Source organism: Salinivibrio sp. VGrn1 (assembly GCF_009377995.1).
GTDB classification, from domain to species: Bacteria; Pseudomonadota; Gammaproteobacteria; order Enterobacterales; family Vibrionaceae; genus Salinivibrio; species Salinivibrio siamensis.
This window is the reverse complement of sequence record NZ_SATA01000014.1, coordinates 18,622-31,618: the sequence shown is the minus strand read 5'-3', so window position 1 is coordinate 31,618 and position 12,997 is coordinate 18,622. Positions and strand designations below refer to the sequence as shown.

The following is a 12,997-nucleotide window of genomic DNA, read 5'->3' as shown; positions in this document are numbered from 1 at the left end:
GACGCGTGCCGTTAATATACAAGGACAATACTTTACCAGACTTTGCCATGAAGCAGGATGATTACCAGGGACTGATTGAGCAACTGCTTCCGATGTCCCAAACCCCAAAATTTGAGGTGCTGCTCGATAAGCTAACCGCCAACGAGCCAAGCTCTGCCAAACTTCTGATCAAAATGGAGATCAGACGTTTGATGACGCCATGCAACCGTACCATCGACCTGCGTGGCAAAGTGGATGGTGAGTGTCATCAATACGAGCTCAACGGCAAAAAGCATTGGCTGGATGATGTCGCGATTAACCGCTATTACGAGCGTTTGCCTTTATACAACGGGCAAATGACTCAAGGGTTGTGGGAAGATTTGCACAATACCCCTAATAACTTTCGCGTCAAACACGAACAAGAAAAGCAGACGCAGCAACAAGGAAAAGGCCCAGTCAGTGATAGCGCCCAGGCGGCATTATTACCCGAGAAACTCACCTTTGGACGTTATTTAGCGCGTAGTGAAAGCCGCATCCATTTTGCTACCCAAGTATTAATAACACTGAATACCGGCTATGAGGTACATGGGGTCACCAGCGACTTGTCTAACTCAGGCTGCCGAGTACGTGTCCCCGCGGCATTCGATTACCCGCCTAGCGCTGAAGTCATCGTTCGGTTCACAGCACTGGCGCAAAAGTATCAAGACCCCGATCTGGAACAAGGGCTGAGTTATCGCATTATTGGTGTCGATCAAAACAAAGAGTCCACCAGCAGTGCTTGGCTACGCTTACGGCTTGACACCAGCAGTGATGCGATTAAGCAGGCCCTCGATGCAGAAATGGCCTCGCCCGACTTTCGTGGCAAACAAGATGGGGAGGACAAGCTACTCACTCTCAAGCTGCAAAGCTATGAACAATCCTTCTTGCATCACACCAGCGTGCTACCGCTTTACTTTGCGCAAGACAAGTTAGAGTACGTATTACAAACGCGGCAAAATCGAGAGCTATGGGATTACTGGCACGACAGCCGCAATCAACCTGTCATTAATCATATTTTCGATGCACAGCGCTTGTCACTGCTGCAAGTGGAAGGGGCGTCAACCAGCCAGCTATTGTTATATTGCTTTTATGTAGAGAAAAACAAACAGCGTTTTTTCTATTCCGCTTCGCCCAGCGAAATGAGCGAAGATGAGCGCCACCTGTTCTGGCAACTGGGTGCCAAGCGCCATTCATGGCGGGTGTTTAAGGTGACCATGTCAGCCATTAACGCGGGTGACATTGAACGGCTACAAGATGTGTCGCCTGATTGGCTGAATACGCTCAAAACCCTGACTCATGTCGCGTTGGTGCAAGATGTGACTCATACCGAAAGCAAGGAGAGTTATTTAACCCACCCCAAACCGTCGTTATCCAGTCAAGCCTTGCGACGCTTTTTGCACCAACGTAATCCAGTTTGTCTTGCCCAACTCATCTCTTCTGACCGTCAACCACAACGTCGTGAACCACGTTATGCCTATCGCTCTGAGGTATCACTGGTGCATTCAGAACAAGGAGCGCTGAAGGGAAAACTGGTCGATTTTTCCTCGGGTGGGTTGAACCTGAAACTGGCGCAGCCTTTTCAAGGTGCGAAAGATGACTTGGTGTCTGTATCACTCGATGCGTTTGTCAATATTGACCCTCGTGCGCCTCTCGTCGATATGCCGTATCAAGTCATTCGAGTGAGTCCCAAACGAGACAATATCCAACTCAAGCTTACCACTGAAGCGCCCAACACCCGTCGTCGCCAGTACCTTCGCCGCTTGATTGAACACAACCTCGACAAACTGACCGTGCTGGATGAGCGTTTACCCGACCCTCCCTTGGTTTGGGCCATGCACCAATTATTGCTTACGCGCTTAACCGTACAACCCTACTTTATTCGGCGCGACAACGGTGTACTCTCAGTGCCCGCAGTGGGTATCAACCTGCCACCCAGCCGTTTGCACCGTTTTCTCGAGCGCGCAGGCGGCGGTCGCCAACTGTCTTTTTATCCGGTGTTCGGGGACAAGATTCTCACCCGCACTCATGAAGTCACTCGCCCCTCGCAACCTCTTAAAGAGCTGGTGCGCGAATACTTTGTCTGGATAGACATGCAAGATGATAAGGTGCGCGCCGTCCATACCTTTGCCGATAGTGAATTTGAATCAGACGACGCAAGGCGTAAGTTCATCCAGTTGGCGCAAAAAGGCGGCGCATTCGCGGTGCTACGCAATCGGATGACACCGCTAGCCCATGCTGAACAAGATATTGATGCCACGCAGTTATCCACGTTACTCAAACGCGATACCCACAAAGCACGCCAGCTAGAAGACGAATTTGTTGCCTTGTGTGCCTACGGTGAGTTGGTCGATGTGACCGATGAAGTGCTAATGCGCCTGGGACGATAACCGCAGGCGACATACGAATGAATCGGCACGATATCGACCGGGGCAACAGCAAAGAGAGGATGGCACCCAGTGGGTACCACACCGAGTGAGTGCCACACCAAGTGGGTGCCACACCAAGTGGGTGCCACACCCTTTACCCTATTAGCGTGGCTGCCAACTAATGCGATTTCGAATACTGGCAGAGAGCACGCACAACACACCCCCCAACCACGCATGTTTGACCACAGCTTGCGCTTTCGCATTCACTTTGGGTTTCGCATGATACGCAATGCCGAGACCCGCAGCGTCCATCATCGCCAAGTCATTGGCGCCATCGCCTACAGCCAACGTGTTCTCTGGCGCGATATCGTACTTTTGTGCCAACATGGTTAACACATCCGCTTTGCGTTGCGCATCCACCACTGCCCCGTCTACCTCGCCGGTGAGTTGACCATCACGGCATCCAAGCTGGTTCGACACGGCATAATCCAAGCCTAATTGCTGTTGAAGATGATCAGAAAAATGGGTGAAACCGCCAGAGGCAATCGCCACATACCAGCCGTGGGCTTTTAAACTGGCCACTAAGCTCGCCATTTCTGGCATCAACGGCAACTGCGCTTTCACTGTCTCAAGTATCGCCGCGTCAGCGCCTTTCAACGCCGCCACGCGTTGACGTAAGCTTGCCTCAAAATCAAGTTCGCCCAACATGGCGCGCTCGGTGACCGCAGACACCGCGTCTCCAACCCCAGCGAGTGCCGCAATCTCATCAATACATTCTATTTCTATCGCGGTGGAGTCCATGTCAAACACCGCCAAACCAGGTTTGCTTAAATCCGGTAGGGCCTGTAAGTCCGCGCAGTCGAGCTCGAGCGCCTCAATCACGGTGCGATGTTCAGCCGTCAATTCACCGCGGATCAATAACACCTCATACGGCCCGACACGCCATCCATCGACGACCTCTAGCGCCTCCCCAGTAAAAAAACGGATATCGTCAAGCTGACGGGGGTCGATGGCTTTAGCAAACACAATCCACCCGCCATGCCGGTGGCGAGAGAAAAACGGCGTGGTGATGGAAGGAAAGCGACGGTAGAGTTGCGGTGAACGGTGAATTGCCAACGGTTTGGCCTTATCCATGGTCAATGTTTTCCTTTCGGTTTCCAAGCAAGCTTGGTGAATGAATCAATCACAATGAGGCTGTGATACCATAAAAACCGTAGTAAGCTCCAGTGCTAATTGACTCTGTTTATCTGGCTTTGAGGAAGGTATGTTTTCAATTTCGCGCAAAACACTACGGCGGGTGACTTGGTGGAGTCTTTTGCTCATGACCATGGGGACTATTGCCACTTTGATGCTTTACAGCACCACACTCAGCCAGCGTCAGTACCAAGCGCTATACCAGCAAACGGACCAATTAGCCCAGCTAATGACCCGCCAAGTGGGTGTGCAAGCCTATGATGCCTTAGTGGATAAGAATTATCAGCCTTTACAAGCCATGGCTGATGAGCTGGCAACCGAGCCGTTAATTCGCGATGCCAGTTTCTATCAGCTCAACGGCAGCCCTGTCGTGCGCTCAACCAACGCCTTACCGTTGGAAACAGCCGTTGGGTTGACCACTCCGCTGGGGTTGGAAAGCCAAGGACGACAGCAACTGATGACACCAATCAGCCGTGATGGCGACATTGTCGGTTTTCTCCGCCTCACCGTTGAACATCACTCCGTTATCAATGAAGCCAAAAAGCAGCTGCAATCGAACATGACCGAATTTCGCTTCCTCATCGGCCTCGCACTCCTATTGGGGGCGCTATTGATGGCAATACTCACTCGTCGTTCTGCGCGTTTATCTTGGTAAAACGGCAAATTGGTAAAACGGCAAAGACACGGCGATCAGGGCAATAAACCGAGATAAAAAAAGAGATGGCAGTTCGCCATCTCTTTTTATCTAGGGAAGTGGTCAACGCGTTACAGGAACGACTTCCCGTAATCCATTGGTGATACATCAAAGTATTCCGCTAAGGACTGACCAATATCCGCGAACGTTTCGCGGCGACCGAGTGAGCCCGCTGGCACTTTTTTGCCGTAGACCAGTGCAGGGATATGCTCACGGGTGTGATCAGTGCCAGGCCAGGTTGGATCGCAACCATGGTCAGCCGTTAGCAATAACACATCGTCTTCTTCAAGCATGTCCATGATTTCAGGTAGGCGACGGTCAAAGTATTCCAACGCCGCGGCATAGCCAGCTACGTTGCGGCGATGGCCGTACGCCGAGTCAAAGTCGACAAAGTTGGTGAACACCAAGCTGTTGTTACCTGCTTCTTTGATGGCGTCTTTGGTTGCATCAAACAGCGCTTCTAAGCCTGTGGCTTTGATTTTCTTGGTGATACCGCAGTGCGCGTAAATGTCCGCAATCTTACCAATCGAGATCACATCACCACCTTTTTCGTCCACCAGCTTTTGGAGCACGGTAGGAGAAGGTGGCTCGACAGACAAGTCACGGCGGTTACCGGTGCGCTCAAACTGGCCTTTCGCTGGCCCGATGAAAGGACGGGCGATCACGCGACCAATGTTATAGTCTTCCAGCTCTTCGCGCACGATCTGGCACAACTCATACAGGTTATCGAGCCCGTAGGTTTCCTCATGGCACGCAATTTGGAACACCGAGTCCGCCGAGGTGTAGAAAATCGGCTTCCCAGTTTTCATATGCTCTTCGCCCAGATCGTCCAGCACTTGAGTGCCCGACGCATGGCAGTTACCAAGATAGCCAGGTACACCCGCTCGCTCAACAATGCGATCAAGCAGATCTTGCGGGAAGCTGTTGGTTAAGTCTGAGAAGTAGCCCCAGTCAAACAACACAGGCACACCAGCAATTTCCCAGTGGCCAGATGGGGTGTCTTTACCAGAAGATAGCTCTTTGGCGTGCGCATAGGCACCGATAATCTCTGCATGTGAGTCTAAGCCTTCTGGGAAGTAACCTGACGACTCTTCACACGCTTTACCCAAGCCCAACTTGGTCATGTTAGGCAAAGACAAGGGGCCTTGACGATCCGCATTATCCGCTTCGCCTTTCGCACACGCTTGAGCAATGTGGCCCAAGGTGTTTGCACCTTGGTCACCGAATTTGACGGCGTCTTCAGTGGCGCCAATACCAAATGAGTCTAAAACTAATACAATTGCGCGTTTCATGATCGCCTCCATTAGACGTCTTGTAAGCTGATGCGACGATAAACGTCTGGTGTTGCACTCGGCGCCTCATCAGCGACTTTCACTGCGGCTCGCACCGCATTCGCCGCTTGTTGCCATTGCTCTTCAGTCTGAGCATGGAGCATGGCGAGCGGGGTGTGCTCATCCACTTGTTGCCCCAGACGAATCATTTCGTTCAACCCAACGGCATAATCAATTTTATCGCTGGCAACCCGACGGCCGCCACCTATTTCTATAATAGCCATGCCCAATGCCCGTGTATCCATGGCACTGGCAATGCCTGATTGCTCGGCATAGACAGGTTTGATCACAGATGCAGTCGCGAGGTATTGATCCGGCGACTCAACAAAATCTGCCGGGCCACCTAGTCCTGCGATCATCTTGGCAAAACACTCGGCAGCACGACCGCTATCCAGTGCCTGATCCAGTTTTTGTTTTGCTTGATTCACATCGGTTGCCAATCCACTGACCACCAACATGTCGGCGCATAGCGCCATAGTCACATTGTACAAACGTGGGTTACGGTAACGACCGGTCAAAAAGTCAACGGCTTCTTTGACTTCTAATGCGTTGCCGGCCGACGATGCTAATACTTGGTTCATGTCCGTCAACAACGCACTGGTTTTAGTGCCGGCACCGTTTGCCACACCTACAATCGATTTGGCCAATGCCTCTGAGTCTTCATACGTCGGCATGAACGCACCCGATCCAACCTTGACGTCCATCACCAAAGCATCCAGGCCTGCGGCCAGCTTTTTCGACAGAATCGACGCGGTGATCAGAGATATGTTGTCGACCGTGGCCGTTACATCGCGGGTGGCATACACACGTTTATCCGCAGGCGCTAATGAGCCGGTTTGCCCAATGATCGCCACACCGGCATCGCGGGTCACATCACCAAACACTTGGTTGCTTGGCATGATGTTATAACCGGGAATGGATTCCAGTTTGTCCAGCGTGCCGCCAGTGTGGCCCAAACCGCGACCTGAGATCATCGGCACATATCCCCCACAGGCAGCAACCATGGGCCCCAGCATCAGTGAGGTGACATCGCCCACCCCACCAGTTGAATGCTTATCAACCACAGGGCCATCAAATTGCATGTGAGACCAATCTAAGGTCATGCCAGAGTCGCGCATCGCACAGGTCAGTGCCACTCGCTCATCCATGGTCATGTCATTAAAGTAAATCGCCATCGCAAACGCGGCAATTTGCCCTTCTGAGACCGACTCATCGGCGACACCTTGAATAAACGCGTAGATTTCTTGTTTGCTCAACGCAAGGTTGTCACGTTTTTTACGAATAATCTCTTGAGGTAAGATCATGCTTCCTCCTTACCGGCAAATGGGCAAGGCCTACCTTGCCCTGGGTATCGATTGACAATCGACAGTTAATAACCGCCTTCAGCTGCTTTTTCACCTTCGCCCAAGGTGTGCAGCAGGTTTGCCAGTAAGCTAGAAGCACCAAAACGGTAGTGACGGCTATCAGCCCATTGTTCACCAAGAATACGGTCAGCCATTGCCAAGTATTGCTGTGCGTCTTCAGCGGTACGTACACCGCCCGCAGGTTTAAAGCCAACAGTCTCAGCCACGCCTTTATCGTTAATCACGTTGAGCATGATCTCCGCCGCTTCTGGGGTGGCATTCACCGCCACTTTCCCCGTGGAGGTTTTGATAAAGTCAGCGCCTGCATCAATGGCAATCTCAGAGGCGCGTTTGATCAGTGCTTCGCTTTTGAGTTCACCGGTTTCGATGATCACTTTAAGCAATACATCACTGCCACACGCGGCTTTACATTGTTTGACCAGCTCAGCACCTACTTGTTCATCACCTGCAATCAGCGCGCGATACGGGAACACCACATCAACCTCATCGGCGCCGTAAGCGACGGCTGCCTTCGTTTCTGCCACCGCAATATCAATATCATCATTACCGTGAGGGAAGTTCGTCACGGTGGCGATACGCACCTCTGGCGTGCCTTGTTCGCGCAGTGTTTTCTTGGCGATAGGGATAAAGCGCGGATAGATGCAAATCGCTGCAGTATTACCAACGGCGGTTTTCGCGTTCTGACACAGGCTGATCACCTTTTCATCGGTATCATCATCGTTCAGTGTGGTCAGATCCATCAGTTTTAGTGCGCGTAGGGCCGCGGTTTGTAATTCGTTCATTGGTTATCTCCAGTCCTCATTCTTTTGCCAAACAGGTATAGGGTTGGCCACTGTATTAACAACCGGTTCTGTTTTCCGGTCATTGCTCAGCGGACTTGGCTCCATGAAGTTTGAGGCTGGACATCGCGCCGCCTTCAACCAACCATCCTTGTTGCCGCGTGCAAACACCCATGTGCTTGCGGTTCCGCCGTTGGACGTTTCCGATTGGGGCTAGCCACACCTTGTTGCTAACCATGAGAGGAAAATAAGGATTGTGGCGCCAGCAAACTTTGACGGCGTTCACTTATTTTACCAACGCCGTTTCAGCAAAACTAGATTTTACCGTTTATGTTGAAAAATACACTGTTGCGCGGTGGAACCAATCTTTCTAACTGAAAAAACGCGCCACAATCCACTGATAGCCGACGCCGCCCAAATACACCCCGACGATGCCCATCACACCGGATAAAACAGGCGGTGCGGGTATGGGGAGTTTTATCGCGCTAAACAGTACGCCAACCAAAAAACCAGCCACCAAGGCGAGAAGGACTTCCTGCATATCGTTACCTTTTTTGTTCGCTCGTATCTACCTCTGAGTATACACCCCTCAGCAAGGACGGGTGGTTGAAGCATACTCATAACGTAAGCCCAATAAAAAACGCCACACAGGCAGCCTGTGTGGCGTTTTGATTAACATGATGTGCTATCGCGATAAGACGATTAGCCCGCCAAGGTTAAGGTAACAAATAGACCCGCAATGGTCGCTGCCATCAAGTTAGACAAGGTACCGGCGATCACCGCTTTCACACCGAAGCGTGCAATTTCTGGACGACGGTTTGGCGCGAGACCACCCAAGCCACCTAGCAAGATAGCCACAGACGACAAGTTAGCGAAACCACACAGAGCAAAGGAGATAATCGCTTTGGTTTTCTCTGTCATTTCCATACCTGTTGCTGCAACAACTTGCGCACCTTCACCAAGGTATTGCGTGAAGTTCAGGTAAGCCACGAATTCGTTAACCACGATCTTCTGACCGATGAAAGAGCCTGCGACCACCGCTTCTTCCCATGGCACACCGATAAGGAATGCAAACGGGGCGAACAGGTAACCCAAGATCAGCTCCAGCGTGATGTCTGGGTAACCGAACCAGCCACCGATACCGCCTAGCATGCCGTTAATCAGGGCAATCAAACCAATGAAGGCAAGTAGCATAGCACCAACGTTAAGCGCCAGTTGCATACCTGATGAAGCGCCGCCTGCGGCTGCATCAATCACGTTCGCTGGCTTCTCTGCGCCTTCAGCGGTCGCGTCAGCCATCTGCTCGACCGGCTCGTCGGTTTCAGGTTTGATGATTTTCGCAAACAGTAGACCACCAGGTGCGGCCATGAATGATGCCGCAATCAAGTACTCAAGCGGAACACCCATAGAGGCATAACCGGCCAGTACGCCACCAGCAACCGACGCCAGACCACCACACATGACCGCGAACAGCTCTGACTGTGTCATGCGAGGTACGAATGGACGGATCACCAATGGCGCTTCGGTTTGTCCGACAAAGATGTTAGCGGTTGCTGACATAGACTCGGCACGTGAGGTACCCAGTGCTTTTTGTAGACCACCACCGAGCACGTTGATCACAACCTGCATAATACCCAGGTAGTAAAGCACGCTGATCAGTGATGAGAAGAAGACAATAACTGGCAGAACTTTCAGTGCGAAGACGAAACCGCCACCGCCGAACAGTTCAAACATTTTGTCAGAAACCAGCCCACCAAAGATGAAGCTGATCCCTTCGTCACCGTATGCGATGACGTTAGCAACGTATTGTGATGCGCCGTACAGAATGTCGCGTCCGACATCGACATACAGTACGAAAGCACCGAAAAAGAGTTGGATAGCGAATGCGCCACCCACGGTACGGAGGTTAATGGCTTTGCGGTTATCGGAAAGAAGAACAGCTATCCCTAGCAGTACAACCATCCCGATCACGCTCATCAGCAGGCTCATAGTATTGGCATCCTCAAAGTAAAAAGTTGGCGTCTCGACAAAGTGGAATTTGGTTTCCGGGAGAGATTATACGCATCACAGTCACATTAAAGTAATATTCCAATCACAGTTCGCTGTAAAACTATTTTGTAATGCATCAATAAGTATGACTTTGATCTAGTTTTGTGAGCTTATGCAACCGCAAACGTTTGTCTTTTGCCCGTTCCCGCTCAATCAAAGCCAAACAATCTTTCAGCGTTGTCTGATGTTTCAGCCACCAGGTGATCTCTGTCACAGCTTTTTAACGCTGCCACCACATCAGCAACCCGTGATACCTGAGAGGGTGTGTTCGGTTTTCCTTGAAATCCTGCCAAAGGCATGTCGGGGGCATCGGTTTCAAGGACGAGGTGCTCTAAAGGTAGCTGTGCAATGGCGCGGCGAGTCTTTTGCGCGCGAGAATAGGTGACGGTGCCGCCAACCCCGAGCATCAAACCCGCATCAATAAACTGTTTACCCTGCTGTTCACTGCCACTGAACGCATGTAACACCCCGCGTACGCCTGGGTAGGCTTTAACGGTGCGTAATAATTGGTTATGCGCTTTGCGGCTATGCAGAATAATGGGGAGATCATAGTGGCGTGCGAGCCAAAGCTGCCCCTCCAATAGCGCTTGCTGGCGCTGCTGAGCGGCATCCTGGTTCGCGACAAAAAAGTCGAGCCCGGCTTCTCCGACAGCGACACAGCGCGCAGGACGCGCGGCCAGTGCCTGATCAAGTTTATCTAGGCTGGTGTCAGTGTGAACATCGAGAAAACATGGGTGCAGCCCTAGCCCCGCGTAAACGCCTTGTAAGCGTTCAGTCAACGACAGCACTGCTGACCAGTTACTCTCGCTAACACCGGGGACCACCATCCGCATCACACCGCTTTCGCGTGCCGCCTGCCAGTATCGCTCCGGGGCGTCTCGAAACGGAGAAAAGTCAAAATGGCAATGGGTATCAATCATGCTGAGACGTTTGTGTGGGGGGCGTATTTTCTGAACGCTTGATAGGCACACAGCTTCGGCGGTTATCCTCGCCCAGCCCCATTCGCTGACACCAGGCATCGTAACCTGCCACCCAACGTTTAATACGCGCAATCATCATTATTGGCATCCTTGCTTTGTAAACCTTTTGCCATTAAAAAGCCGTCTGGTCACAGACGGCAGTATAGCATGGGGGCGAACTTGGAGAGCGTTATCTTTCCCTTATGCGTGTTTTTCGCCACACGGGGGTGACTCAGTCTTCGCCCTTTACCGATTAGTGTTCGCGGGTCGCTCTGAGATCAATATCCGGGAAGCGCTCTTGCGTAAGGTTCAGGTTAACCATGGTCGGCGCAATGTACGTCAAGTTGTCGCCACCATCCAAAGCCAAGTTCGCTTGGTTTTTACGCTGAAATTCGTCCAGCTTCTTCTCATCCTTGCACTCCACCCAACGCGCGGTGGCCACATTAATCGGCTCATACAAGGCATCCACGTTGTATTCAGCTTTCAAGCGAGCTACCACCATATCGAACTGGAGGACACCAACCGCTCCGACAATTAAGTCGTTCGATTGCAACGGACGGAACACCTGTACCGCACCTTCCTCAGACAGCTGAATCAAACCTTTAAGCAGCTGCTTTTGACGCAATGGATCTTTGAGGCGGATCCGACGGAAAAGCTCTGGGGCAAAATTCGGGATCCCCGCAAATTTCAGATCTTCTCCTTGCGTAAAGGTATCACCAATTTGAATGGTGCCATGGTTGTGCAAGCCAATAATGTCGCCAGCAAACGCATCTTCAGCCCGTGACCGATCCCCTGCCATAAAGGTCACCGCATCGGAAATATTCACTTGCTTACCTAAACGTACATGGCGCAGTTTCATTCCTTGCTGATACTTGCCGGAAACAATGCGCATAAACGCGATCCGGTCACGGTGACGTGGGTCCATATTGGCTTGAATTTTAAACACAAATCCCGAGAACTTCTCCTCGTCAGCCTTGACCTCACGGTCATGGGTCGGGCGCGCCATGGGCTTGGGTGCCCACTCAGTCAAGCCATCCAGCATATGATCCACACCAAAGTTACCCAGTGCGGTACCGAAGAAAACAGGCGTGAGTTCACCGCTTAAAAACAGCTCATGGTCGAACGCATGAGACGCGCCCATCACTAGTTCCAGCTCGTCACGCAAATCTTGCGCAATGTCTGCACCGATCGCATCATCCAATTCAGGATTATCCAAGCCTTTGATGATACGTGCTTCCTGGATGGTATGGCCTTGACCAGACTGATATAGAATGCTTTCGTCACGATGAATGTGATACACACCTTGGAAACCTTTCCCGCAACCAATCGGCCAAGATACCGGCGCACACGCAATATTGAGCTCACTTTCTACTTCATCAAGCAGCTCCATTGGGTCGCGGATATCACGGTCAAGTTTGTTCATGAAGGTGATGATCGGTGTATCACGTAAACGGGTGACTTCCATCAGCTTACGGGTACGATCCTCGACACCTTTCGCCGCATCAATCACCATTAAACACGAATCGACAGCAGTCAGTGTCCGGTACGTATCTTCCGAAAAGTCTTCGTGCCCTGGGGTATCAAGCAGGTTCACTAAGCAGTCGTTGTAAGGAAATTGCATCACCGAGGTGGTGACAGAGATACCACGCTCTTTTTCCATGTCCATCCAATCAGACTTCGCATGTTGGTTAGAGCCACGCCCTTTCACGGTGCCTGCCGTTTGAATGGCACGTCCGAATAACAGCACCTTCTCGGTGATGGTGGTTTTACCCGCATCTGGGTGCGAGATAATCGCAAACGTGCGGCGTTTATCAACTTCCTGTTGCAGCAGTGTATTTGACATAGCAGGTTATCTTCTTGTTGGCTTCAGGCGGCAATCAGGCGCCAGCTGAGGAGGTCATTCACAAAGGTGGCGTATTTTCGCTGATCTTGTAGTCAGCTTCAATTCACAAATCTGACTTCGCCGTGTTATCTGCATCCTTTAGGGTCAATATTGCTTGCCAAACACATCACAAATGTTGCCATTTGACCGCCTCGTGGTGTCGTTATCGGCCAAGCACGTGTATAATTAGCGCCACTTTCAGCTGTAACACAGTCAACAACGTCGACCATAAGGTCGCGACTATTGACAGCATACCGCCCACGAAGGCCAAACAGCCGCGCAGCGTGCTGTCATTAGTCGCGATGGTGAGCAGCTGAAAGCCAACACTTAGTGAGATAAACCAACGGGTTTATCCCTTAGC

Annotated in this window: 11 protein-coding genes; 2 read left to right on the top strand and 9 right to left on the bottom strand. The window is 51.5% G+C overall.

The window, feature by feature from the left end:
- The first annotated feature begins 47 nt into the window (after positions 1–47).
- The gene (locus tag EHW56_RS14725; protein WP_046075144.1) at positions 48–2,405 is read left to right on the top strand and encodes a PilZ domain-containing protein; all 2,358 of its coding nucleotides are present in this window, start codon (positions 48–50) and stop codon (positions 2,403–2,405) included.
- 141 nt (positions 2,406–2,546) lie between these two features.
- Here EHW56_RS14725 and serB read toward each other — a convergent pair whose 3' ends face one another.
- Positions 2,547–3,518 (bottom strand): phosphoserine phosphatase, encoded by a 972-nt coding sequence (gene serB / locus EHW56_RS14720; RefSeq protein WP_152800060.1) that lies wholly within the window; start codon positions 3,516–3,518, stop codon positions 2,547–2,549.
- 130 nt (positions 3,519–3,648) lie between these two features.
- On the opposite strand from serB, the gene EHW56_RS14715 reads away from it, so the two are divergent.
- Positions 3,649–4,233: an AhpA/YtjB family protein gene (locus tag EHW56_RS14715; RefSeq protein ID WP_152800062.1), complete on the top strand. Its 585-nt coding sequence runs from the start codon at positions 3,649–3,651 to the stop codon at positions 4,231–4,233.
- Between the two features lie 110 nt (positions 4,234–4,343).
- On the opposite strand, the gene EHW56_RS14710 is transcribed toward EHW56_RS14715, so the two are convergent.
- The 8 genes from EHW56_RS14710 to prfC form a co-directional block, all read right to left on the bottom strand.
- Positions 4,344–5,564 (bottom strand): phosphopentomutase, encoded by a 1,221-nt coding sequence (locus EHW56_RS14710; protein WP_077486525.1) that lies wholly within the window; start codon positions 5,562–5,564, stop codon positions 4,344–4,346.
- 11 nt (positions 5,565–5,575) lie between these two features.
- Positions 5,576–6,907: a thymidine phosphorylase gene (gene deoA / locus EHW56_RS14705; RefSeq protein WP_046075140.1), complete on the bottom strand. Its 1,332-nt coding sequence runs from the start codon at positions 6,905–6,907 to the stop codon at positions 5,576–5,578.
- A gap of 65 nt (positions 6,908–6,972) precedes the next feature.
- Positions 6,973–7,749, bottom strand: coding sequence for a deoxyribose-phosphate aldolase (deoC, locus tag EHW56_RS14700; RefSeq protein ID WP_046075139.1), 777 nt, complete (start codon positions 7,747–7,749; stop codon positions 6,973–6,975).
- A 367-nt stretch (positions 7,750–8,116) separates the two neighbouring features.
- On the bottom strand, positions 8,117–8,287 hold the full coding sequence (locus tag EHW56_RS14695) for a XapX domain-containing protein (RefSeq protein WP_046075138.1): 171 nt from the start codon (positions 8,285–8,287) through the stop codon (positions 8,117–8,119).
- A gap of 161 nt (positions 8,288–8,448) precedes the next feature.
- Entirely contained in the window at positions 8,449–9,735 is a 1,287-nt protein-coding gene (locus EHW56_RS14690) for a NupC/NupG family nucleoside CNT transporter (protein WP_046075137.1), read from the bottom strand.
- Positions 9,736–9,944: 209 nt separating this feature from the next.
- A complete protein-coding gene (locus tag EHW56_RS14685; protein ID WP_046075136.1) occupies positions 9,945–10,715 on the bottom strand; it encodes a TatD family hydrolase in 771 nt (256 codons plus the stop codon).
- Positions 10,708–10,854 carry a hypothetical protein gene (locus tag EHW56_RS15355; RefSeq protein ID WP_158075476.1) on the bottom strand — a complete coding sequence of 49 codons (147 nt, stop codon included), beginning with the start codon at positions 10,852–10,854 and terminating at the stop codon, positions 10,708–10,710. The genes EHW56_RS14685 and EHW56_RS15355 overlap by 8 nt, the downstream gene beginning before the upstream one ends.
- Before the next feature lie 153 nt (positions 10,855–11,007).
- Positions 11,008–12,597 carry a peptide chain release factor 3 gene (gene prfC, locus EHW56_RS14680; RefSeq protein WP_046075135.1) on the bottom strand — a complete coding sequence of 530 codons (1,590 nt, stop codon included), beginning with the start codon at positions 12,595–12,597 and terminating at the stop codon, positions 11,008–11,010.
- Between the last annotated feature and the right edge of the window lie 400 nt (positions 12,598–12,997).

Coding starts and splice junctions, on each gene's coding strand:
- EHW56_RS14725 (WP_046075144.1), top strand. CDS start 48: ATGAAGCAGGATGATTACCAGGGACTGATTGAGCAACTGCTTCCGATG.
- serB (WP_152800060.1), bottom strand. CDS start 3,518: ATGGATAAGGCCAAACCGTTGGCAATTCACCGTTCACCGCAACTCTAC.
- EHW56_RS14715 (WP_152800062.1), top strand. CDS start 3,649: ATGTTTTCAATTTCGCGCAAAACACTACGGCGGGTGACTTGGTGGAGT.
- EHW56_RS14710 (WP_077486525.1), bottom strand. CDS start 5,564: ATGAAACGCGCAATTGTATTAGTTTTAGACTCATTTGGTATTGGCGCC.
- deoA (WP_046075140.1), bottom strand. CDS start 6,907: ATGATCTTACCTCAAGAGATTATTCGTAAAAAACGTGACAACCTTGCG.
- deoC (WP_046075139.1), bottom strand. CDS start 7,749: ATGAACGAATTACAAACCGCGGCCCTACGCGCACTAAAACTGATGGAT.
- EHW56_RS14695 (WP_046075138.1), bottom strand. CDS start 8,287: ATGCAGGAAGTCCTTCTCGCCTTGGTGGCTGGTTTTTTGGTTGGCGTA.
- EHW56_RS14690 (WP_046075137.1), bottom strand. CDS start 9,735: ATGAGCCTGCTGATGAGCGTGATCGGGATGGTTGTACTGCTAGGGATA.
- EHW56_RS14685 (WP_046075136.1), bottom strand. CDS start 10,715: ATGATTGATACCCATTGCCATTTTGACTTTTCTCCGTTTCGAGACGCC.
- EHW56_RS15355 (WP_158075476.1), bottom strand. CDS start 10,854: ATGATGATTGCGCGTATTAAACGTTGGGTGGCAGGTTACGATGCCTGG.
- prfC (WP_046075135.1), bottom strand. CDS start 12,597: ATGTCAAATACACTGCTGCAACAGGAAGTTGATAAACGCCGCACGTTT.